Genomic DNA, 22,953 nt, shown 5'->3' on the forward strand with positions numbered 1-22,953 from the left:
GCACCACCATGAGCCAGGCCGCCGACATCAACCGCGACAAGCGCCGCCTGTGGGCTGCCCCAGGCGGTTCGCACGACCGGCGCGTCCGCTTCCTGGCGAAATGGCTTCCGGGGCTGGTCGGCGTGGTCGCCGCGGCGATGATCGTGCAGCCGCTGTTTCCGCGCGGCGAGGTGAGCTTCCTGCTCGACCGCAACAAGGTGGCGATCACGCAGGACCGCGTGCGCGTGGCCGATGCGCTGTACCGCGGCATCGACAACGAAGGACGGCCCTTCACTGTGACTGCCGGCGATGCCGTCCAGCAGAGCGCGCGCGAACCGGTGGTCAGGATGGATGCGCTGGCTGCCCGCATCCGCCTGGCCGACGGCCCGGCTGAGCTGACCGCCCCGTTCGGCCAGTATGACTACGACCTCGAGCGCGTGACGGTGCCCGACCAGGTCCTGTTCACCGCCGCCGACGGCTATCGCATGGCGGCGGGCAACGTCTCGATCGACCTCAAGACCCGCCGCGTCATCGGCAGCGGCGGAGTAAGGGGTGCCATTCCGGCTGGAACTTTCAGCGCCAACCAATTAGTGGCCGATCTCGGCGCGCGCACCGTCGCGCTGGAAGGTAACGCCCGCCTGCTGATGGCACCGGGCAAGCTCAGGATGCCATGATGGCCGAAACGTCGCTTCTTACGACCGCGCTGCGCTCGCTTGGTGTGGGCCTGGCCGTTGGCACGGTTGCGACGTTGTCGATCGGGCGCACCGATGCCCAGGCGATCGCCGGGCACAACAGCAACGCCCCGGTCAGCTATGCGGCCGACCGGATCGAGCTGCAGGACCGGCAGAACCGCGTGGTCCTGTCTGGCAATGTCGCGATCACCCAGGCCGGGCTCAACCTGCGCGCGGCGCGCACTACGGTGGCCTATACCGATGCCGGGTCGCTAAGCATCCAGCGGATCGACGCGACCGGCGGCGTGCAGGTGACGCGCGGCAACGAAAGCGCGCGCGGCGATGTCGCGATCTACGATTTCAACCGCCGGATCATCACCATGGCCGGCAACGTTGCGCTGCGCCGCGGGTCCGACACGCTGAACGGCGGGCGGCTGGTGATCGACCTCGCCACCGGCGTGTCCAGCGTCGATGGCAGCGCCAGCGGCGGCTCGTCGGCCGTGGGCGCGCCCGTTGGCTCGACCAGCGGGGGTGGCCGGGTGACGGGAACCTTTTCGGTTCCCAAGCGGAACTGACCCGGACTTGGCCCGGCCCGGGATCGCGGTCCGGACGCTGCTCGACCTCGCCGGGACGGCCACGACGGCTGATCTGTCGGCCCCCATCGCAGCGGACTGGCAAGCCATCGGCACGCTCGCCGCGCTGCACCGGCTTGGCCCGTGGCTGCATCATCGCCACAAAACCGAAGACGCCATCCCCGAGGAGCTGCGCCGCGACTGGGCCGTCGCCTATCGCCAGGCTGCGTTGACCGCGCTGGTCCAGCACGCCGACGCCGCCGACGCCATGGCCTTGCTCGATGCGCAAGGCTTCGAGCCGGTCGCGCTGAAGGGTGCGTTCCTTGCCCGCAACGCCTATCCCGAGGCGGCCCTCAGGCCGATGCGCGACATCGACATCCTCGTCCCGGCGGACCGCATCCTGCCCGCTTTCGAAGCCCTGCGCGCGGCCGGCCATACCCTTGTCGGCCAGAGCAAGATCGCGCTGGAAGAGGCGGCCCGCCTCGACAAGCACATGCCGCCGCTGCGGATGCCGCGCGGCACGATGCTGGAACTGCATGCCCGCCTGATGGAACGCAACGGACGGCTCGAATACGCCACGCCCGAGGGGGACGAGCATGCCCTGCGGGGCCGCGCCATCGTGAAGGACGGCCTGCGCTATCCCGCCCCGGCAGATCTCCTGGCCCATCTCGTCGTACACGCCGTCTATGGCCATCGTTTCGATTGCGGGCCGCTACTCCTCACCGACGTGCGGTTCCTCGCCGCCAGCCAGTCGATCGACTGGGACCTGTTCTGGCAGCGCGCCGAGGCGGAAAGCTGGGCGGATGGCGCTGCGCTCGTGCTCGCGCTGGTGCGGCACTATCACGGCGCGGCCGGCTTGCCCCGCCATGCCGCCGAACCCGCGGCGCCGGATGATGCGATGCTGGACCTTGCCCGCAGTCTGCTGCTGCAGGACTTCACCACCAAGATAAACGCGCGCTTCCTCGCTACGCTCGCCACGGGCGGCTTCGGAAAGGTGCACGATCTTGCCGCAGGGCGGGTCCGCGTGGCGGACGATGAAGGCACCCGGATCGATCGCGCACAGGACGGCGGCCGCCTTGCCTGGACCATCGGCAAGCTCCGCAGCCTCGCCGCCTCTCTCGCCGACCCGGCGCAGCGTCGGCAAGCGCGCGATCTCGCCCGGTTCCGCCGCTGGCTGCAGGGTTGATCGCTGCACCGTGCCGGGGTCCCGCATCCTGATCATCGGGCTGAACTACGCGCCCGAACCGGTCGGCATCGGTCCCTACACGCAAGGCCTGGCCGAGGCGCTCGTACAAGGCGGCCATACGGTGTCGGTGATCTGCGGCCAGCCGTATTACCCGCAGTGGCGGCGCCAGGCCGGGTTTGCCTCGGGCTATCGCACGACCTGCGAGGAAGGTGTCAGCGTCACGCGCTGCCCGCACTACATTCCGGCCGACCCCACCGGCCTCAAGCGCATTGTCCACCTTGCCAGCTTCGCGCTCTCTTCGCTGCCGGCGGCCCTGCGCATGGCGCTACGCCGCGACCGGCCCGACACGGTGATTGCCGTGGCCCCGGCCTTGCTCGCCGTCCTGACCGCGTGGATCGCGGCGCGGCTGGCCGGCGCCAGGCTGTGGGTTCACGTCCAGGATTTCGAGGCCGAGGCGGCGGTCGCCACCGGGCTGCTGCGCGAAGGCGGCCTCGCTGCAAGACTGGCGCTGGCGCTCGAGCGGTTCATCCTGCGCCGGGCCGACCGGGTCTCGACGATCAGCCCGCAGATGGTCGCGCGGCTGGCGGCCAAGGGCGTCGATCCGGCGCGCGCGCTCGAACTGCGCAACTGGGCCGACGACCGCTTCGTCCCCGATGCGGCCGGCGCTGCTGCCCTGCGCCGCCAATGGGGGCTCGAGGAGCACATGGTGGCGCTCTATTCGGGCAACATCGCGCGCAAGCAGGGAATCGAGGTGCTGGTCGATGCCGCACGCCTGCTCGAACGCCGGACAGACATCGCCTTTGTCATCTGCGGCGAAGGGCCGAACCGCGCGGCGCTGGAGCGCCGCGCCGCAGGGCTGCCGAACGTGCAGCTGCGCGATCTTCAACCGGCAGAACGGATGGGTGCCACGCTCGCCATGGCCGACCTGCACCTGCTGCCGCAGATCGCCGGAGCGGCCGATCTCGTGCTCCCCTCGAAGCTGACCAACATGCTCGCCTCGGGCCGGACCATCGTCGCGACGACCGAGCCGGGGACCGGGCTTTACACCGAAGTCGAGGGTTGCGGCGTGCTGACCCCGCCCGAGAACGCCGAAGCCCTGGCGGCGGCGATCGCCGCGCTTGCCGACGATCCAGCGCGGCGTGCCGTGCTGGGTGCAGCGGCGGCCGCGCGGGCAAGCGACCGGTGGAGCAAGGCCGCGATCATCGCGCGCTGGGCGGCAGCGCTCGATACGGCGGACTGAGTCCTATTCGGAGGGTGCCTCGTCGATCGCCTTGAGTGCGTCGGCCACGGCGGCCATGTCCGATGCGCTCGCTTGCGGCGCCGCCGTCTCTTCGGCGGCCGGCACCGAACAGTAGGCCAGCAACAGTATGCTGCCAGCCCACCACAGCGCGCGCCAGCGGCTGCGGAACACCGAAAAGATCGACGGGCCGAACATGGCCCCGTTCTACTCCGCAGCCCTTAAGAAAGGCTCTGCGCCTCGCGCTTGAGCTCGTAGAGGAGGTCTATCGCCTCGCGCGGGGTGAGCGCATCGATGTCCAGCGCGAAAAGCCGTTCACGAAGCGCATCGACCACTTCCTCCTGGTGTTCCATCGCCGCGGCGAACAGCGGCAGGTCGCCAAGTCCCGCAGCCAGCCCGCCGCTTTCCGCGCGGGTTTTTTCCAGCCGGTCGAGCACGGCCCGCGCTCGCGCGACGACCGGTGCCGGAACACCGGCCAGCTTGGCAACGGCGAGGCCATAGGACCGGTCGGCCGGTCCGTCGGCCACCTCGTGCAGCAGGACCAGTTCGCCCTTCCATTCGCGCGCGCGGACGTGGTGGAGCGACAATGCCTCGCAGCTTTGCGCCAGCCGGGTCAGTTCGTGATAATGCGTCGCGAACAGGCAGCGGCACCGGTTGGAGCCATGGACTGCCTCGACCACCGCCCAGGCCAGCGCCAGTCCATCGTAGGTCGAGGTGCCGCGCCCGACCTCGTCAAGGATGACGAAGCTGCGCTCGCTTGCCTGGGCCAGGATCGCCGCGGTTTCGACCATCTCGACCATGAAGGTCGAGCGCCCCCGCGCCAGGTTGTCCGAGGCGCCGACCCGGCTGAACAGCCGGTCGACCAGCCCGACCGTGGCGCGCGCGGCGGGCACGAAGCCGCCGGCCTGGGCTAGGAGGACGATCAGCGCATTCTGCCGCAGGAAGGTCGATTTGCCGCCCATGTTCGGCCCGCCGACCAGCCACAGCCGGTCCTGCGGGATGAGGTGGCAATCGTTGGCGACGAAACGGTCGCCCCCGCCCCTGCCGCCGGCCGCAAGGGCCGCCTCGACCACCGGATGGCGGCCGCCTTCGATGTCGAGCACCGCCTCGTCGACAATGGCCGGGCGGCACCAGCCGCCCTCGGCCGCGCGTTCGGCCTGCCCGGCGGCAACGTCGATCCTGGCCAGGGCCTGGGCGGTAGCAGCGATCGCGTGTCGCGCCGCCACGGCCCGGGCGACGAGGTCCTCGAAGTGAGACTCCTCGGCGGCCAGGGCATGGCCTCCGGCCTCGGCGATGCGGCTGGCTTCCTCGTGCAGCGCCAAGGCGTTGAAACGCACCGCGCCTGCCATCGTCTGGCGATGGGTAAAACCACTGTCCGGCGCCATCAGTGCGTCCGCGCGGCCGGCCGGGACCTCGATGAAATAGCCCAGCACGCCGTTGTGCCGCACCTTGAGCGCGGCAATTCCGGTCTGGTCGCGGTATTTCGCCTCGAGCGCGGCGATCGCCCGGCGGGCATCGCCCGATATGCGGCGCAGCTCGTCGAGCGCGGCATCGTAGCCTTCGGCGATATAGCCGCCCTGTCCGCGTTCGGTCGGCGGGCTCGGCACCAGCGCACGGGCGTAGAGATCGGTCAGCGCTCCGTGTCCGGTAAGATAGGGGAGCAGCGCCTCGAGCAGGTCCGGGCGGTCCGCTGTCTTGGCCAGGTGATCATGGATCCGCCGCGCCTCGGACAGCCCGTCGCGCAATTGGCCAAGATCGCGCGGACTGCCCCGCCCGGCGACGATCCGGCCCAGCGCCCGTCCAAGGTCGGGCAGACCGCGCAACACGGCGCGCAGATCGCCGCGCAGCAGGGCATCGTCGTGGAGCCAGGCGACCAGTGCCAGCCGTTCTTCGATCCCCTTGCGGTCGGTCAACGGCGCGGACAGGTCGTCGGCCAGTTGCCGCGCTCCGGCGCCGGTAACGCAGCGGTCGACCGCCTCGACCAGGCTGCCGCGCCGGGTGCCCCCGCTCGCCACCAGGATCTCGAGGCTGGCCCGCGTCGCCTCGTCCATCGCGAGGTGCGCTTCCCTGGCCCGCGCCACGGGGGGCAGCAGCAGCGGCAACTTGCCGCGCCCGACGTGGTGGAGATAGGCGACCAGTCCGCCCGCCGCGGCCAGCATGGCGCGGGTGAACAAGCCGAAGCCATCCAGCGTCCCGACGCCGTGGATCTCTTTCAACCCAGCCTCGCCCTTGTCGCTGGCAAAGTCGCGCGCCGGGCGCGCAATGGCGTCGAGTGGTGCGTCGGTCCAGTCCTCGGGCGCGACGACTTCGCTGGCGCCAAGCCGAGCGAGCGCGGCCCCGACGCGGTCGGCAGAACATTCCTCCAGTTCCATCCGGCCGGTCGAAATGTCGCAGGCGGCGATGCCGATCTGACCCCGCACGGCGCAGAGCGCGACCAGCAGGTTGGCGCGGCGCGGTTCGAGCAGGGCCTCCTCGGTCAGCGTGCCAGCGGTGACGAAGCGGACGATGTCGCGCGCCACCAGGGCTTTCGATCCGCCGCGCGTCTTCGCCTGCTCCGGGCTTTCGATCTGTTCGGCGATGGCCACCCGGCACCCGGCCTTGATCAGCCGCGCCAGATAGCCTTCTGCCGAATGGACCGGGACCCCGCACATCGGGATCGGCACGCCCAAATGTTCGCCCCGGCTGGTCAGCGCGATGTCGAGGATCTGTGCCGCCTGCTTGGCATCGTCGAAGAACAGTTCGAAGAAATCGCCCATGCGGTAGAACAGCATGCAATCCCCCGCTTCGGCCTTGAGCGCGAGGTACTGGGTCATCATCGGCGTTGCGGGCGTTGACATGCGGTGCTGCCGTAACGGCAGTGAGCCCGATTCGGGAGAGGAACGGCGCAGCTTTCCCCTATCGCGTGGCGCAATGCTGCGTTAGGGGCGGGCCGACAAGGGGAGTTACCGCGTGGCCGAAGACCTGACCCAGACCAGCGAAAGCAATGTGCGTTTCACAGAACGCGAGGCGCTGTTCTACCACAGCACGATCCGCCCCGGTAAGATCGAGATCATCGCCTCCAAGCCCATGGCGACCCAGCGCGACCTGTCGCTGGCCTATTCGCCGGGCGTCGCGGTCCCCGTCCAGGCCATCGCCGACAATCCGGCCGCCGCTTACGAATACACCGCCAGGGGCAACCTGGTGGCGGTGATTTCAAACGGCACGGCGATTCTCGGCATGGGCAACCTCGGCGCGCTGGCCTCCAAGCCGGTGATGGAAGGCAAAGCGGTGCTGTTCAAGCGCTTTGCCGATGTCGATTCGATCGACATCGAAGTGGCGACTGAAGACCCCGACAAGTTCATCGAGGCCGTCGCCCTGCTCGAACCCAGCTTCGGCGGCATCAACCTCGAGGACATCAAGGCCCCCGAATGCTTCGTGATCGAGCAGGCGCTGCGCGAGCGGATGAAGATCCCGGTGATGCACGATGACCAGCACGGCACCGCGATCATCGCCGCGGCGGGCCTGGCCAACGCCTGCTTCCTGACCGGCCGCAGGTTCGAGGACGTGAAGGTCGTGGTCAACGGCGCTGGCGCTTCGGCGCTCGCCTGCACCGCGCTGATCAAGTCGATGGGCGTGCGCCACGAGAACGTCACCGTCTGCGATCGCTCGGGCGTGATCTACCGCGGCCGCGAAGGCGGCATGGACCAGTGGAAGAGCGCGCACGCGATCGACACAACCCACCGCACCCTGGAAGAGGCGCTGGTCGGCGCGGACATCTTCCTCGGCCTGTCGGCGGCCGGCGCGCTGAAGCCCGAATGGGTGGAAAAGATGGCGCCTTCGCCGATCATCTTCGCCATGGCCAACCCGGACCCGGAAATCACCCCGCCGGCGGCCAAGGCCGTGCGCCCCGATGCCATCGTCGCGACCGGGCGTTCGGACTATCCCAACCAGGTCAACAATGTCCTTGGTTTCCCCTTCATCTTCCGCGGCGCGCTCGACGTGCGGGCGACCGCGATCAACGAGGAGATGAAGATCGCCGCGGCCACGGCCATTGCCGAACTGGCCCGTGAGAGCGTGCCCGACGAAGTGGCCGCCGCCTATGGCAAGAGCCACCAGTTCGGGCCCGAATACATCATCCCCGCACCGTTCGACCCCCGCCTGATGGAGGTCGTGTCCTCGGCCGTGGCCAAGGCTGCGATGGACACCGGCGTGGCGCAGAAGCCGATCGAGGACTTCGACGCCTATCGAACCAGCCTCAAGGCCCGGCTCAACCCGACCACATCGGTCCTGACCCAGGTTTACGAGACGGTGAAGGCCAATCCCAGGCGGGTCATCTTTGCCGAGGCGGAGAACGAGATCGTCCTGCGCGCCGCGATCCAGTACCGCGACTACGGCTATGGCGAGCCGGTGCTGGTCGGCCGGACCGAGGCCGTGCGCACCAAGCTGCAAGAGCTGGGGGTCAGCAACCCGGACGACTGGCAGATCGAGAACTCGGCCAGCAGCGTCCACGTGCCCGCGATGATTGCGCTGCTCTATGAAAAACTGCAGCGCCGCGGCTTCATGGAGCGCGACGTGCGCCGCATGGTCAACCAGGATCGCAACATCTTCGCCTCGGCCCTGCTCAAGCTGGGCGTCGGCGATGCGCTGGTGACCGGCATCACCCGCACCTTTGCGCAGACCATGCGCGAAGTGCGCCAGGTTCTCGACCCGAAGGCTGGCCAGTTGCCCTTCGGAATCCATCTGATGATCGGCAAGAACTACACCGTGTTCCTTGCCGACACGACGGTGAACGAGCGCCCCGGAGCCCAGGACCTTGCCCGCATCGCGACCGAAACTGCCGCCGTCGCCCGGCGGCTGGGCCACGAACCGCGAGTCGCCTTCCTGTCCTATTCGACATTCGGCAACCCGTCGGGCCGGTGGCTCGAGCCGCTGCGCGATGCGGTGGCGATCCTCGACGAGCAGAACGCCGATTTCGAATATGAAGGCGAGCTGGCGCCCGATGCCGCGCTCAACCCGACGGTGATGAAGAACTATCCCTTCAGCCGCCTGTCGGGGCCAGCCAACGTGCTGGTCATGCCCGGCCTGCAATCGGCCAACATTTCGGCCAAGCTGCTGCGCGAACTGGCCGGCAATGCCACGATCGGCCCGATGCTGATCGGCATGGAGAAGCCGGTCCAGATCATTCCGATGACCGCGATCGCGCCCGACGTCCTGACGCTGGCCGTGCTCGCGGCCGCTGGCGTCGCGGGCTAGGCGCCGTGCAGCCGCCGTCGCGTCCGCGCCGCTCGGTCCTTTACATGCCGGCCAGCAACGCCAAGGCCGTGTCCAAGGCGCGTAGCCTGCCGGCCGATGCGATCGTTCTCGACCTCGAGGATGCCGTTGCGCCGGACATGAAGGCAGAGGCGCGCGAAGCGGCGGTGGCCGCCGTGCGCGAAGGCGGCTTCGGCCGGCGCGAAGTGGTGATCCGCTGCAACGCACTCGACACGCCGTGGGGCGCGGATGACCTTGCCGCCGCTGCCGCTGCCGGTCCCGATGGGGTGCTGGTGCCCAAGATCGCATCGGCCGACGATGTCCAAGCCTATGATGCCGCGCTCGCCGGCGCGCCGGCAAACACCCGGCTGTGGGTCATGATCGAAACCTGCGCCGTCGTGCCGCGCCTGTTCGACGTGGCCGCCCTTGCCGCGTCCACGCGGCTCAGCACCTTCGTCATGGGTACCAACGATCTTGCCAAGGAAATGCGCGCTCGCCTGCTGCCCGGGCGCGCGCCGTTCCTGCCGATCCTGACGCTGACCGTCGCGGCCGCGCGGGCCCACGGCCTCGTCGCGATCGACGGGGTGTGCAACGCGATCCACGATGCCGACCTGCTGGCCGCCGAGGCGGCGCAAGGGGTCGAGTTCGGCTTCGACGGCAAAAGCGCGATCCATCCCGCACAGGTCGAGATCTGCAACGCTGCCTTCTCCCCAAGCGCCGAGGAAATTGCCTGGGCGCAGAGCGTGGTCGACGCCTTCGGCCTGCCCGAGGCCGCCGGCAAGGGCGCGTTGCGCGTCGATGGCAAGATGGTCGAATTGCTGCACCACGCCCAGGCGCAACAGATCCTGGCCATCGCGGCGCAGATCGAAGGCCGCTAGGCCCGGCGCGTCAGGTCAGCCCCAGGCGCGGTAGACGCCGTAGGCGCTAGTCAGGGTCAGCACCACGCCCACCAGGATCAGCATCACCTTGGGATTGAAGTGCTTCGCCGCCCAGGCCCCGATGGGCGCGGCCACGATCCCGCCGATCAGCAGGCCCAGCGTCGCCCCGGCAAGGTCGGCGATGCCCAGGTGATAGATGAAGGCCGCCGAGACGGTCAGAGTCAGGAAGAACTCGACCGCGTTGACCGTGCCGACCACCTTGCGCGGATCGGCGCCCTGAATCAGCAGGTTCGAAGTGACCACCGGGCCCCAGCCGCCGCCGCCCGCCGCGTCGAGGAACCCACCGAACAGGCCTAGCGGGGCGATGAACTTGGCTTCCTTCAGTTGCGGCGGATAGAGCAGCCCGCGCACCAGGATATAGAGGCCGATCGCGGTGAGGTAGAGCAGCACGAACGGCTTCACCACCCCCGCATCGAGGTTCGAGAGGACATAGGCGCCAAGGACGCCGCCGACGACGCCGGGCAGCAGCAGGCGGAAAAACAGCTTCCGGTCGATGTTGCCGTGGAGCAGGTGGCTGATGCCCGAAGTTGCCGTGGTGAAGCATTCGACGATGTGAACCCGCTGCGAGGCCAGCGCGGGCGGCACGCCCATGACGCCGACCAGCAGGGTGTTCGAAATGACCCCGAAGGCCATGCCCAGCGCTCCGTCGACCAGTTGCGCGGCAAAGCCGACGCCGATGAACGGCAGCAGGGCTTCGAGATTGAAAGTGGAGAAATCCATGAAAGCTCGATTCGCGCGATAGTCGACTGGTTTGATAGAGTTTCAACGCAGCCCGAGCGAGAAAGTTCTTTCAACGCGCGCCGAAGCGCACCTTTCGTGCGGTAGCTAACGCCGCCGGAATCGGAAATACCACATTTTATGGCGTAATCCAAGTAACTTGCTGATGTTCATTCGCTTTTCACCTCCGAATTGGATCCAATATCTGCTCCAGCAATCACCGGGTAATCACCAAGTTGCGGTCAGGACGTCGCCCAACCTCTGCTACGCTTACCTCGAAGCAGGCTGGTGGCGCGTCGACCCGAAGGCGACGGATTCGGCACTGATTAGCGAGCCTGCTTCGTGCTGCTCGCCTACCGTGGACGGTAAACGGGGTCCGAGACATGATAAACCAAATCGGCTACTATCGCGAAACCGTTCGCTCGGCGCAGGTTCGATGGGTGGACAAGATGCTCATGACCGCGGAGCGAAAGATAGGTCGAGCCCCGCTTCCAGTAGACCGGGATGAGGACAGGCTCTCCGTTGGCTTCTGTCGCAGTGATTTCGCCTCGTGGACCATTCCGTGCCGGCATGCTTTTCCCTCCAGAATCTGTATCAGCACCAGATGATCCGGCCATTGCGTAACAGGAAGTGCGCCCTGCATCCGTCCTTGCGCCAAACGGATGGATGTAAGGTCGGTACGTCCGCGACGACCCTGAGCAACCACACTGGCTCGCTATCGGCCAAAAGGTTCATTTCGAGCAAGTTACCGCATCCGCAGGGACATCGCATAGCGGCAATCCAGTACCTGCCATCCTCGCCAACGAGGTAAAGCTTACCTGGTGTGGCCTCGTCGGGCAGATCCTCGTCTTCGACCACGCGGTAACTCCCCCAGCGGGCAAAATACTTGTCCTGCAGCCAAAGACCCACGCGCCTTGGCAGCGATTTGCGCTTTGACATTAGCTTTTCCTCGAAAGCTGCGGCATGTTGAGCAGCGGTTCGCGGCCGCCAATTGCTAGCAATTTGCCCATGACCGGGCATGGCTTTTCGTAAGTCTCTATGGTGAATTCCACTTCGGCCAAGTTCATGCGCACCGCATCGAAGGCAGCCAGATTGGTGTTATGCCGGAATGGGTAAAGCCGCGCGATCAGCTCGAGCACCGCGCTTGCCGCAGCAATCATGTTGATGCTGATGACGGCCGGCTGCTCCTCGTCGCGGCCCTTGATGTATTTTTCCGCTCGCTGCCGTGCATATTCTTCCGGCGCGACCCTTGCCAAGTTTTCGGCGTGGACCTGCTCGGACGTGTAGACACCCCTCGAAAGAAGGCTCGATCCTCCAGGGACAACGAAGTTCACAGCCGTGTCGATCTGATCGATCGCGCCGTCGTCGTCAGCCACAGCGCCAACGCCGACGTCGACGAGTGGTTGCAGCTGGCTGGCCACCAGTCGATCAAGGATAGCCCTGCCTTCGGCACCATCGACGCAACCGCCCAGAACATCACAGCTAGCCAGCGCAACCACTGCATCGCGATCGACGATATTCGCGGGGATGGCCACCACCTCGGTGCCAAATCCTAGCGCGTCGATCGCTCTCTTGGCGACTACGACCTTGTGCGTGCCCGCACGCGCATCTGCCGCGTTCGCGCTCACGATCCTGTCGAGATTTCTGGTTTCGACGCGCTGGGGATCGACAAGGATAATCCGGCCGAATCCTAGCCTGGCACATTGCTCGGCGACGATGCTGCCGGTTCCTGACACCCCAACGATGCCAATGCTCAGCCGCCTGAGTTCGCTGCGCATCTCTTGGCCAAATCCGCGCGAATGCCGCCCGACCGTTCCCAGGGTAGTGGAGCTGTCTGATTGTGTATCGCACCACCAAAACTGCGGCTGCCGGCCAGCAATGCCAATCTGAGCAATGGCGCGCTGCGATCCATCGGGAAGGCCGACCCTACCCAACATTTGCCCGGACGGCATAACAACTACACTTGCATGGGGCGCATCGTTGTCGAGGTATCCGTGCAGATTTTCAAAGAAGATGTCGTCCCCGACATCGTCGATCTCGGAAAAGTACGCTTGGTTGCCTGGGTGGCAGTGGAACTTAACAACGGAAAGGCCGGCCGCCGCAGCGCGCGACAACAGTGGGTCCAGCCATTCGAACGGCCACTGGATCGCGACCGGGGTGCGCAGCGTGCAGACTTCGACCGGGACAGGAACGATCTCCTTGACGAGCACGCGGACGGGATTTTTGCTGGCGCCCAACGAACATAATCCGATCGCAGCCGATTCCTTGCTGTCGCCCGGGAACAGATGGGCCATCAGCTCCATCTGTTCCTTTTCGGCCATCGTCAGCGTGAAAGTCTGTGTCACCGGTCAAGCTCGCGCTTGAACCAATCGAGCATGTAACCGTAGTGGGAAGCGATGCTGTCGCTTTCCGGATTCCAGCTGTTCACGCCCTCGACCCGGTGCCGCGACCAGCGCTGCCAGCGTTCCCCGTCGATTTCGACGGTAACATCGGCCTGCGGAATGCTGGCCCCGCTGGTACGGCTGATCGCCGGACTGAAATACGCCATATCGATGACGCCCGCCGGATAGCTGGTAACGTCGAAGGCAATGTCCACTTGTCCGGGCTCGAACCCTTCCGGCGGGCTCCAACCACGCACGAAGATCCAGAGCTGTCCGCAGTTGACCGCCTCCCAGTGCAGCCCCAGGCCGTTCAAGAACGCGGTGTCCTCTTCCGGCAACGCGAACTCGCGTCGTTCGCTAAGGCCGTCCTGCACATGCAGCTTGTTGGCGACGAACCGCTCGACGCCCGGCTGGGTTAAATCGACGTGCTGGGCCGGCTGGATCTCCACCGGGTCTCCCTTGCCGCTCTTGAGACGCAGACGGTATTCCTCGACGGGAACGAAGCCGGCCAGCGTAAGGATCTCTTCGCGGGTCGGATTAGGATCGGTGGTCGTCACCCGCTTCTTGTTCACCCGGAACGCGTAGCGCGTGGCCCGGGGCTTCTTGTCGTGCGGATTGGCAGCCGTGAAGGCTTCGATGTCCAGTTCATCGAGCGGCGGCTCGTCTTCATTATCGGCGGTCATGGGCATTTCCTTGGATGCGAGAGCGAAATTGCCGCCGCATTCTGCATTGTAGGATTAGCGTGCTTGAAATGTCAAGCAGATCAAGCGCGCTTGATAAATCACGCGGAGTGGCTTAGATTCACTCACTCTGGAGCTCCCAAGGACCCAACTCATGTCAGGCTTAAACAAGTCACCGGTGACGCTGGGCGTCCATCTGGCGGCGATTCGAAGCGATCGGAAACTGACGCTTCGGCAGGTCGAGGAAGCAACGGGGAAGGAAGTGTCCAACGCCTATCTAAGTCAAATCGAGAATGACAAGGTCGGCGCCCCGTCCCCGCATGTCCTGCACGCCTTGGCCGAACTCTATAAAGTCGATTACACCCACTTGATGGAGTTAGCGGGCTATTTGCGCGCGCCGGTACAACATGCCTCGGGCGAGCGACACGGGCGCGCGGCAACGTTCGCCGAGATCAGCCTTACAGATGACGAAGAAGCCGAGTTGCTGCGGTTCCTGAAATTTCTTCGAGCGCAGAAGGACGATAAATGATGCGTCCCGACGACAGCTCCCTAAGCTCGGGAGAGCTGTTGAAGGTTGAGACAATCGCTACAAACCTTCTCCACCGGTCCGACGCCTGGGGTGCCGTGCCGCTACCGCTCGGCGATGTTCTGGCCGCAGCAAAGCTGAAGCTAGCGCCATACAGCGTCTTCGATCCGCGTTCGATCAAGGCCTATATCGCCGTCAAGGGTACCCAGGTCGCTAAGACGATTAAGTCGGCAATTGGAAAGATCTTCGGCATTCTGGATGCGTCCGAAGAGATCATTCATATCGATGATTCGCTCACTCCCGGCAAACAGCTGTTTCTGACACTCCATGAGACCGGGCACTTCGAGCTCCCACACCAGCGCAAATTGTTCCGCTTCTTCGAGGACAGCGAACAGGAGCTAGAGCCATCCATCGCCGATCAGTTCGAGCGCGAGGCCAACAATTTCGCACGGTTCGTCATGTTCAACGGAGATGCCTTCAAGCAACGCGCGGCGGACATGCCGCTGGCCTTCGCGTCGATCAAAAAGCTGCAATCCCAGTTCAAGACCTCGATGTATGCGTCGATCCGCGAGTATGCGCGTACCCATCACCAAGTCTGTTTTGTCGCCGCACTGGAGCCGACCGAGGTTCGATCGGCGTTGGGGATTTGCGCGCCGGTCAGGCGGGTCGAGGTGTCGCCATCCTATGAACGGATGTTCGGGCGGCCGCAGACAACACTGATCACTCCGGGGCACGCGCTTTGGCCACTGATCCCGCTTGGAGGCCGGCGCGTTACCCGGCCAACCACCTTCATCCTGACCGACCTCAACGGCGATCAGCACGAGTTCATTGGCGAGGCGCTGGACACGACGTTCAATATTCTGCTGTTCGCGTGCCCCAAAAAGGCTTTCAGGACTTCATAGGTGGAACCCGGCTAAGCACCTTGTAGCGTTTGCGCGCCTTGTCCACGTTGGCGCCAGGTGCGTGGCTCAGATGTGCATCTGCCTATGAGTCTGGATTGCGGTCGCGGTAGCATCATTTGGCACCTAGAAGGCGCGCGCAGTTCGGCGCCAGCGAAATCCAGATGTCCCCCAATACGTCGGCAAATGACAGCTCAGGATGATCGAGCGATGCAATGTAGGCGCGCCAGCGCTGCGCGGCGGCCGGGTCCCGGGACATGTCGTCCGACAGCCCGGGCGGACAGTGTGTCGGCACCGCCGTCTGGCGGCGGGCGAAGGTTGCGGCGATCGCGGCGTCGAGCGCGGCCTCGTCCAGCGCGAGCGTCCGCGGTAACGCCCACAGGTCGTAGAAGTCTTTCATCCGGCCGTTGGCCAGACCCAGCGCAACCACTGCCTGGAACTTCTCGGCGATGACCGTTTCGGGCGGATAGCTGCGAATGTTGGGACGCTCCATTCCGAGCAGCGAAGGGTAATCCATGACCTGCCCGGCATCCGCCAGCGCGTCGCCGAACCCGATGTCAAGGGTGATCGAAATGCGGGTGCGCTCAAGATAAGCGTAGGTGCGCAGACGTATCCCGCCGTACTCCATTTCTTCGCGGATCGGCCTCGCCGCAAGACCATCGACATCGAATATCAGGCCGTCCTCGGCCTCCATCGCCATGATGCCGGCAAAGGTCTGCTTGATGGCCTCCGCATCGTCGGGGCCGAAGCCGAGGAAATCCATGTCCTTGGTTTCGCGATTGTCGTGCTCGAGCCAGTGGGTAACGAGCATTCCTCCCTTCAGCACGTAACGGTCGCGATGTTCGGACTGCGCAAGGCGAAAGAGCAGGCGCTCGAGCGCGAAGCGCACCAGCAGGATATCGAAGTTGCGACTTTGCTCGCGGGCCATATTGAGCAGACGGGCCTTGACCGAGGCGGCCAAGTTCTTTGGAGGTTCAGCCATTGAACGTCAGCGCCTCGAGATATGGCCGCATGATGCGCCAGGCGCCGCCGACACGGGCGGCCTCGGCGATTTCACCCGGGCTGGCTTTGCGTTCCTCCAGCGCCGCGCGCAGTCCCTCGACCGCGATCGAGCGGTCGACCAGGCGGCCGTTGCGGAACATGTCGGCGAGGGTCTTGGCGGCCGAGTAGATCGGCACCTCGACCCCCGAGATCTGGTGCAGTTCGACGCCCTGATCGAGATACTTGTCGGCAAAGCGGACGATACGGACCGGCGGGATCCCCGATATGGGAGACCAGTCGCTGACGCCGATCGCCACCCACGTCTTGCGCGGCATCTGATCGGTGAGGCCATGGAAGGCGAGCGCGGAGGTCATCGCGATGACACCCTTGGGCACACGTTTGGCGACTTCTGCAAGCGACAGCCCGCTGTCGATTTCGGCATGTGGGTCCTGGTACAGGCCGCGGCCGATACGGATGAGATCGCCATCTGCGAGCGCTCGCTGGATGGTGACGCCGGCTATTCCGCCTTTGCGCAGTTCCTGCGCGCGCAGGATTGAGTGCCCGCCGATCAGCGCGCGAAGCTTTTCCCGCTGGTTGGCACTCTCTCCAGGCACGTTACAAATCCTCTAAGCTGAATCATTTTTATCAGAGGTTTTGTAACAAATCAAAACCAGACTGTGTCCGGAACACGGATACAAATTTCAGACATCGACTGCTCGCAATGACGAAATCAGAGTGCAACCGCCAAACCATCTCATACCAGTTTCGCATGGCGCACGAACCGCCCGCCTCGATCACGCGGCCCCCGACCCTTTCGCGCCGCGAACCGGCGAATCCCGGCAAAGGGATTCGCCGGTTTCAGGCGAACGCTCCACCGGCAGCCTCAACCTGCAGAAGCACTCCCAACCGGCCTATTGCTTCCTGATCGCCGTTACCTCCCCGGCAGTTCCTGTAACAGTTACATCGAAGTCGACCTTTTCGCCGACGGCCACGCTCTTGAGCAATTCAGGCTTGGCCGAAAATCCCATCTTCATTGCGGGCCAGCCAACGCCAGGAATTGCGCCATGATCGAGGGTGATCTTTCCGGTTGCGGCATCGATGGCGGTCACGGTTCCGCTACCTTTGCCCATCATGGAGCCAGCAGGCATAGTCATGCCCGACATATTATCAGTCGTTGCTTCCGCCTTGGGCGCTTCGGCTTTGGGTGCTTCGACTTTCGGTGCTTCGGTCTTCTTGTCGCAGCCGGACAGGCCGACCGGCAGCGCGATCAGCGCGGTTAGTATCATGGCCTTCTTCATGTTGCTTCTCCTTGGTGTTGAACTTGGGTGCGTCGCCGCATGAGCAGGTAGGCGGCGGGGATGATGAGCATCGAAAGCAAGGGCGCGGAGAGCATCCCGCCGACCATCGGCGCGGCGATCCGGCTCATTACTTCTGATCCCGTGCCGGTGCCGACGAGGATGGGGAACAAGCCCGCAAGAATCACCGCCACCGTCATCGCCTTGGGGCGGACGCGCAGCAGTGCGCCCGAGCGAACGGCGGTTTCGACATCGCTATGCTCGGCCAGCGCCGATTTGAGGTAGATCAGCATGACCACCCCGAACTCTGCCGACACGCCTGCCAGCGCGATGAACCCGACGCCTGTTGCGACCGACTGGTTGAACCCCAGCAGGTAGAGCAGCCAAACACCGCCTGTCAGCGCGAACGGGAGCGTCGCCATGATCAGCGCGGCTTCATCCCAGCGGCGGAAGGTCGCATAGAGCAGCGCGAAGATGATAAGCAGCGTTGCCGGAACGACGATCTTCAAGCGCTGGGTCGCGCGTTCGAGGAACTCGAACTGGCCGGTATAGGCCACGCTGATTCCGGGAGGCAGCTTGACCTTTTGGGAGACAGTGCGCTGCAGGTCACCCACGATCTCGGTGAGTGCGCGGCCCCGCCCATCGATATAGACCCAGGTGGCCGGCCGGCCGTTCTCGCTGCGGAGCATCGGCGGGCCATTGCTGACGCGGATATCGGCAACCGTGCCGAGCGTGATCTGCTGACGCGAGGGGGTGAGGACCGGCAGGTTTACGATGTCATCCACGCTGTCGCGGATTTCGCGCGGATAGCGGACGTTAATCGGATAACGGGCCAACCCTTCGACTGTCTGGCCGACCGCTTCGCCGCCGATCGCGCCGGACACCACGGCCTGCACATCGGCGACGTTGAGGCCGTAGCGCGCTGCCGCTGCCCGATTGATTGTCACATCGATAAAGCGCCCGCCTGCGAGGCGTTCGGCCAGCGCTGAGCTGATTCCGGGAACGGTCTTCGCTACCGTTTCGATTTCGCGCGCGGTGCGGTCGATGTCGTCGAGGTTCGCCCCCGAGACCTTGATCCCGATCGGGCTCTTGATGCCGGTGGCCAGCATGTCGATCCGGTTGCGGATCGGCGGAATCCAGAAGTTGGCGAGGCCGGGGACTTTGACGGTCTCGTCGAGTTCCTCGATCAAGCGTTCCTGCGTCATGCCCGCGCGCCATTGGCTCGTTGGCTTAAAGCGGATGGTGGTCTCGAACATTTCGAGCGGCGCAGGGTCTGTGGCAGTATCGGCGCGGCCCGCCTTGCCGAACACGCTTTCGACCTCCGGAACGGTCTTGATCAGCCGGTCGGTCTGCTGGAGCAGCATGGCCGCCTTTGCCGTCGAAATCCCCGGCAGCGCAGAGGGCATGTAGAGCATATCGCCCTCGTTCATCTGCGGCATGAACTCGCCACCGGTCTGGCTGATCGGCCAGAGACTGGAGGCGAACACCAGCCCGGCAATGACTAGCGCCTTTTTGGGCTTGGCCAGCACCCAATCGAGAGCAGGGCGGTAGATGCGGGTGAGGAAGCGGTTGATCGGATTGCTGTCCTCGCTCGGGATGCGCCCGCGGATCAGCCAGCCCATCAGCACCGGGATCAGCGTGATAGACAGCAGCGCCGCGCCCGCCATCGCGTAGGTCTTGGTGAAGGCCAGCGGCGCGAACAGCCGCCCCTCCTGACCTTGCAGCGAGAAGACCGGGATGAACGAGAAGGTAATGATGAGCAGGCTGAGGAACAGCGCCGGACCGACTTCTGCCGCCGCGTCGGTAATGACGCGCCAACGCGCTTCACCATTCAGTTCGTGGTCGGGATTGTCGTGCGGCCAGCGCTCGAGGTGCTTGTGGGCGTTCTCGATCATCACGACCGCCGCATCGACCATTGCGCCAATGGCGATGGCGATGCCGCCTAGCGAGAGGATGTTGGCGTTGAGGCCCTGGACCCGCATGACGATGAACGCGATCAGGATACCGAGCGGCAAGGTCAGGATTGCAACCAGTGCCGAACGGGCGTGCCACAGGAATAGGCCGCAGACGAGTGCGACAATCAGGAATTCCTCGAACAGCTTGCCGGTAAGGTTTTCGACAGCGCGGTCGATCAGGCCCGAGCGGTCATAGGTGGTGACGACCTCGACCCCGGGGGGCAGACTTGCCTTGAGTTCGGCGAGCTTGGTACGGACGCCTTCGATCACCTCGCGCGCATTCTTGCCCTGACGCATGACGATAACGCCGCCCGCGACTTCGCCCTCGCCATTGAGCTCGGCAATGCCGCGCCGCATGTCGGGGCCGATCTGGACGGTCGCGACATCGCCGATGGTGACGGGGATGCCGCCCGCCGCGCTGCGGACCGGAACGGCGCGAAAATCCTCGAGTGTCTTGAGGTAGCCGGAGGCGCGGACGATATATTCGGCCTCAGCCATTTCGACGACCGCGCCGCCCGTCTCCTGATTGGCGCGCTTGAGTGCGTCGGCGACATCATTCGCCGTAACACCGTAGGCGGCGAGTTTCTGCGGATCGACAACGACCTGATACTGCTTGACCATGCCGCCGATGCTGGCGACTTCGGCCACGCCCGGAACCGATTTTAGTTCGTAGCGCAGGAACCAGTCCTGGATCGAACGGAGCTGGGCGAGGTCATGCTGGCCAGTCTTGTCGACCAGCGCGTATTCGTAGATCCAGCCCACGCCGGTTGCATCGGGTCCTAGTGAAGCAGTTGCACCGGCCGGCAGTCGCCCCTGCACCTGACTGAGATATTCCAGCACCCGGCTGCGCGCCCAGTATAGGTCGGTGCCATCCTCGAACAGCACATAGACGAAGCTGTCGCCAACGAACGAATAGCCGCGCACCACGCGCGCACCGGGAACCGACAGCATCGTCGAGGTGATCGGATAGGTGACCTGATTCTCGACAATCTGCGGTGCCTGGCCCGGATATGTTGTGCGGATGATGACCTGAACATCGGAAAGATCCGGTAGCGCATCGACCGGTGTGGTCCGCACTGCACCGATGCCAATCACCGTCAGCACAAGCGCTGCGATGACGACGAGCCCACGTGCCTTGACCGAGGCGCGGATGATCCATTCGATCACTTGGTCGCCCCTAGCTTGCGGGCAGGAATCCCGGTCAGGCTCGCTTCCGAATCGAGCAGGAATTGCCCCGAGGCGACCACCTTCTCGCCGACGGCCAGCCCCTCGAGGATCTCGGTCTGTCCGCCACCTTCGCGGCCAGTGCGGACTTCTGCGGGCTGATAGCGACCATTGCCGATTGCAAGCATAACAATCGTGCGTGTCCCGGTGCGGATCACTGCTTCGCTCGGCACCAGCAGCGCCGTGCTGCCCGTTCCGCCGAGCGCGACTTGCGCAAACATGCCGGGACGCAGACGTCCTCCTCGGTTGGCGAGTTCGATCCTGGCCGTGATCGTCCGGCTGTCGGTTTGTGCAGCTGGTAAGATCGCGATGATCCGTCCACCAAAGGCCTCGCCGGGAAAGGCAGTGAGAGTCGCGCTCGCACTTTGACCGACCCGAACCAGACCTGCCTGCGCTTCGGGCACGGCAGCATTGAGCCACACCGTGCCGATGCCGGTGACCTGGGCCAGGGTCTGGCCTTGAGTCAGGGTCATCCCGACGCGGACGTCGAGCGTCTGGATCACCCCTGACATCGGTGAGGTGATGGAGATCGTGCTGTTGGTTCGCCCGCTGCGCTCGACGCTGGCGATCAAGCCGTCGGACATGCCCAATAACTTGAGCCGCTGGCGCGCTGCGGCGGTGAGATCGGGCCTGCCAAGCCGCTTGACCGCAAGGAACTCGGTCTGCGCGCCGCCCCATTCGGGCAGTTGCACATCGGCGATCGGCGCCCCGGCACGGATGACATCACCGGGCGCGCGGGCATAGACTCGGGCAACGAAGCCACCCGAGCGCGCCTGAACGATTGCGACATCGCGTTGGTTGAAGTCGATGCTGCCGGTTACGTTGAGCGCCCCGGCGAGGCTGCCGACCTTTGCTGGAACCACACGGATGCCGAGGTTCTGCATAGCCGCCGGATCGATAGTCACTTCGGGTGTGGCGCCTGCGGCTGCACCGTCATCGGCATATTTGGGCTGGGTCTTCATTCCCATCGACGACAGCGAATTGGGATTGTCGTAGTGCTCGGCCGGAACCATCGGATCGTACCAATAGAGAACCTTGCGTTCGGTCTGGCCGGAACCGGTCTCGGTACCCGATCCGCCGCGTTGTCCGAGCCAGTATCCGCCGCCGCCCGCGATCAGCACCGCGGCCATCAATCCAGCGCGCCAGCGCACCGCCGTTGTCGCGTCCATGCTCATGGCCGCATCTCCCCATAGGTATAATTGATCCGGATTGCATCGCGCGCGACATCCGCCTCGCGCGACAAGGCATCGACCTCGGCTTCGGCCAAGGCGAGGGTCGAGAGCAGTGCGCTCCCAAGATCGAGCTTGCCTGCGCCATAGCTTGCCATGTCGAGTTCGGCCCGGCGCTTGGCGAGCGGAACCAGTGTCTCGCGCGCGTTCTTCAGTCGCTGGAGATGCAGGGCATAGTCAGCCAGGTCGGCGTCGAGATCGGCCAGAATGTCCCTTTCCCCAGCCTCGCGGGTCAGCCCGGCGCGGCGGGCATCGCTCTCGCGCGCTGCAATCAGGGGATCCTGCCGCCGCTTGCCGAAGAACGGCAGATCAACCGTGACCGTGACCGACACCATATCTCCATAGGCTGGATCGCGTCGGCCATAAGATGTGCCGACCCGCCAGTCGGGCCGCTTGTCGGCCTGGGCCAGTGTGACATCGGCATCGGCTGTCCGGACCCGGGCATCGAGCGCCTGCAGGCGTGGCAGTGAAGCGACATGCGCCCGTAATGCCGGGCCATCGACCTCCAGAACGGGGGCATCGCCGAGGACATCGGCATCGGGATCCCCCGTCAAACGGGCAAGCCGGGCCCGTGCTTTCGCGACGTCTGCCTGGAGTTCAGCCCGCCGGTCAGCAACGGCCGCGCGCAATTGCTCGGGCTCAAGCGCCTGACTGGGGCGAGCCGAGCCCGAAGCGAGACGCGCACTGATGGTTGCCTGCAAGTCGATCAGACTGTCGTTGAGCAGGTCAAGCTGGGCGAGCCGCCGCTTGGCATAATACAGGTCAATCCACGCCAGCGCTGTCTCGAGCCGAATATTTTGCGTCTCGACCGCCAGATCGGCCTCGGCCACGCCGATCTCCGCCTCTGCGCGCCCGCGCTGAGCGCGGCGCTTGGCAGGATTGGGAAATCCCTGTTCGACACCGATCCGCGCCATAGTCATGCTGTCGCCGTTCAAGGTGAAGGCGGGCGGTCCCGAAACCGGAAAATTGTCTACGCCCACCGACAAGGTCGGATCGGGCAGCCGACCGGCCGCAATCGACGCCGAACGGGTGGCATCGACACCGGCCGCGCTAGCCTGCACCGACGGTGCAGTGGTTGTCGCGCGCTGAAGCGCGGCGTCGAACGTCAGCGGTTCGGCCAACACCGCCACCGGAAGCGCCGCGAGCAGCGGCATCAGATAGATCTTTCGCATGGAGCCCTCCTGATCGGCAGAGCCCGGACGGCAACGTGAGAGCATTCTGCGGCAAACGTGCGCCGGCGAAGCATGGAAACAC

At 65.1% G+C, this 22,953-nt stretch carries 20 protein-coding genes; 8 read left to right on the top strand and 12 right to left on the bottom strand.

From position 1 onward, the window contains the following. Positions 1–8: 8 nt before the first annotated feature. Genes B0I00_RS12465 through B0I00_RS12480 form a run of 4 tightly spaced genes read left to right on the top strand, consistent with a single transcriptional unit; the run spans position 9 to position 3,648 of the window. Entirely contained in the window at positions 9–653 is a 645-nt protein-coding gene (locus B0I00_RS12465) for an LPS export ABC transporter periplasmic protein LptC (RefSeq protein WP_100867688.1), read from the top strand. Further along, positions 653–1,225, top strand: coding sequence for an LptA/OstA family protein (locus B0I00_RS12470; RefSeq protein WP_232730224.1), 573 nt, complete (start codon positions 653–655; stop codon positions 1,223–1,225). The genes B0I00_RS12465 and B0I00_RS12470 overlap by 1 nt, the downstream gene beginning before the upstream one ends. A 7-nt stretch (positions 1,226–1,232) precedes the next feature. Then, on the top strand, positions 1,233–2,408 hold the full coding sequence (locus B0I00_RS17280) for a nucleotidyltransferase domain-containing protein (RefSeq protein WP_100867690.1): 1,176 nt from the start codon (positions 1,233–1,235) through the stop codon (positions 2,406–2,408). Positions 2,409–2,418: 10 nt separating this feature from the next. After that, positions 2,419–3,648: a WcaI family glycosyltransferase gene (locus B0I00_RS12480; RefSeq protein WP_232730225.1), complete on the top strand. Its 1,230-nt coding sequence runs from the start codon at positions 2,419–2,421 to the stop codon at positions 3,646–3,648. A gap of 3 nt (positions 3,649–3,651) precedes the next feature. Here B0I00_RS12480 and B0I00_RS12485 read toward each other — a convergent pair whose 3' ends face one another. Then, the gene (locus B0I00_RS12485) at positions 3,652–3,843 is read right to left on the bottom strand and encodes a hypothetical protein (protein WP_100867692.1); all 192 of its coding nucleotides are present in this window, start codon (positions 3,841–3,843) and stop codon (positions 3,652–3,654) included. Between the two features lie 23 nt (positions 3,844–3,866). Next, positions 3,867–6,482 carry a DNA mismatch repair protein MutS gene (gene mutS / locus B0I00_RS12490; RefSeq protein WP_232730226.1) on the bottom strand — a complete coding sequence of 872 codons (2,616 nt, stop codon included), beginning with the start codon at positions 6,480–6,482 and terminating at the stop codon, positions 3,867–3,869. Between the two features lie 112 nt (positions 6,483–6,594). Between mutS and B0I00_RS12495 the strand changes: the two genes are divergently transcribed. Both B0I00_RS12495 and B0I00_RS12500 read left to right on the top strand, forming a co-directional pair. Then, positions 6,595–8,877 carry an NADP-dependent malic enzyme gene (locus tag B0I00_RS12495; RefSeq protein ID WP_232730227.1) on the top strand — a complete coding sequence of 761 codons (2,283 nt, stop codon included), beginning with the start codon at positions 6,595–6,597 and terminating at the stop codon, positions 8,875–8,877. Between the two features lie 5 nt (positions 8,878–8,882). Beyond that, on the top strand, positions 8,883–9,752 hold the full coding sequence (locus B0I00_RS12500) for an HpcH/HpaI aldolase/citrate lyase family protein (protein WP_269800241.1): 870 nt from the start codon (positions 8,883–8,885) through the stop codon (positions 9,750–9,752). Positions 9,753–9,767: 15 nt separating this feature from the next. Here B0I00_RS12500 and B0I00_RS12505 read toward each other — a convergent pair whose 3' ends face one another. The 4 genes from B0I00_RS12505 to B0I00_RS12520 form a co-directional block, all read right to left on the bottom strand. Continuing rightward, the gene (locus B0I00_RS12505) at positions 9,768–10,532 is read right to left on the bottom strand and encodes a sulfite exporter TauE/SafE family protein (RefSeq protein WP_100867695.1); all 765 of its coding nucleotides are present in this window, start codon (positions 10,530–10,532) and stop codon (positions 9,768–9,770) included. Between the two features lie 591 nt (positions 10,533–11,123). Further along, positions 11,124–11,468, bottom strand: a complete 345-nt coding sequence (locus tag B0I00_RS12510) for a DUF6527 family protein (protein WP_100867696.1) — start codon at positions 11,466–11,468, stop codon at positions 11,124–11,126. Then, a complete protein-coding gene (locus B0I00_RS12515; RefSeq protein ID WP_100867697.1) occupies positions 11,468–12,850 on the bottom strand; it encodes a ThiF family adenylyltransferase in 1,383 nt (460 codons plus the stop codon). The genes B0I00_RS12510 and B0I00_RS12515 overlap by 1 nt, the downstream gene beginning before the upstream one ends. Before the next feature lie 20 nt (positions 12,851–12,870). Further along, positions 12,871–13,593 (bottom strand): multiubiquitin domain-containing protein, encoded by a 723-nt coding sequence (locus B0I00_RS12520; RefSeq protein ID WP_198519230.1) that lies wholly within the window; start codon positions 13,591–13,593, stop codon positions 12,871–12,873. A 151-nt stretch (positions 13,594–13,744) separates the two neighbouring features. Between B0I00_RS12520 and B0I00_RS12525 the strand changes: the two genes are divergently transcribed. Further along, positions 13,745–14,119 carry a helix-turn-helix domain-containing protein gene (locus B0I00_RS12525; RefSeq protein WP_100867699.1) on the top strand — a complete coding sequence of 125 codons (375 nt, stop codon included), beginning with the start codon at positions 13,745–13,747 and terminating at the stop codon, positions 14,117–14,119. Next, positions 14,116–15,018 (top strand): ImmA/IrrE family metallo-endopeptidase, encoded by a 903-nt coding sequence (locus B0I00_RS12530; protein WP_100867700.1) that lies wholly within the window; start codon positions 14,116–14,118, stop codon positions 15,016–15,018. Before B0I00_RS12525 ends, B0I00_RS12530 begins: the two co-directional genes overlap by 4 nt. A gap of 112 nt (positions 15,019–15,130) precedes the next feature. Here the strand turns inward: B0I00_RS12530 and B0I00_RS12535 are convergent, their stop codons facing one another. The 6 genes from B0I00_RS12535 to B0I00_RS12560 form a co-directional block, all read right to left on the bottom strand. After that, a complete protein-coding gene (locus B0I00_RS12535; protein ID WP_198519231.1) occupies positions 15,131–15,976 on the bottom strand; it encodes a nucleotidyl transferase AbiEii/AbiGii toxin family protein in 846 nt (281 codons plus the stop codon). A gap of 13 nt (positions 15,977–15,989) precedes the next feature. Continuing rightward, entirely contained in the window at positions 15,990–16,610 is a 621-nt protein-coding gene (locus B0I00_RS12540; protein ID WP_100867702.1) for a type IV toxin-antitoxin system AbiEi family antitoxin domain-containing protein, read from the bottom strand. A 297-nt stretch (positions 16,611–16,907) separates the two neighbouring features. After that, positions 16,908–17,294, bottom strand: a complete 387-nt coding sequence (locus B0I00_RS12545) for a copper-binding protein (RefSeq protein WP_100867703.1) — start codon at positions 17,292–17,294, stop codon at positions 16,908–16,910. Beyond that, on the bottom strand, positions 17,291–20,413 hold the full coding sequence (locus tag B0I00_RS12550; protein ID WP_100867704.1) for an efflux RND transporter permease subunit: 3,123 nt from the start codon (positions 20,411–20,413) through the stop codon (positions 17,291–17,293). The genes B0I00_RS12545 and B0I00_RS12550 overlap by 4 nt, the downstream gene beginning before the upstream one ends. Continuing rightward, a complete protein-coding gene (locus tag B0I00_RS12555) occupies positions 20,410–21,645 on the bottom strand; it encodes an efflux RND transporter periplasmic adaptor subunit (RefSeq protein WP_100867705.1) in 1,236 nt (411 codons plus the stop codon). Before B0I00_RS12555 ends, B0I00_RS12550 begins: the two co-directional genes overlap by 4 nt. Next, positions 21,642–22,871, bottom strand: a complete 1,230-nt coding sequence (locus B0I00_RS12560; protein WP_100867706.1) for a TolC family protein — start codon at positions 22,869–22,871, stop codon at positions 21,642–21,644. The genes B0I00_RS12555 and B0I00_RS12560 overlap by 4 nt, the downstream gene beginning before the upstream one ends. Between the last annotated feature and the right edge of the window lie 82 nt (positions 22,872–22,953).

Source organism: Novosphingobium kunmingense (genome assembly GCF_002813245.1).
GTDB lineage: Bacteria > Pseudomonadota > Alphaproteobacteria > Sphingomonadales > Sphingomonadaceae > Novosphingobium > Novosphingobium kunmingense.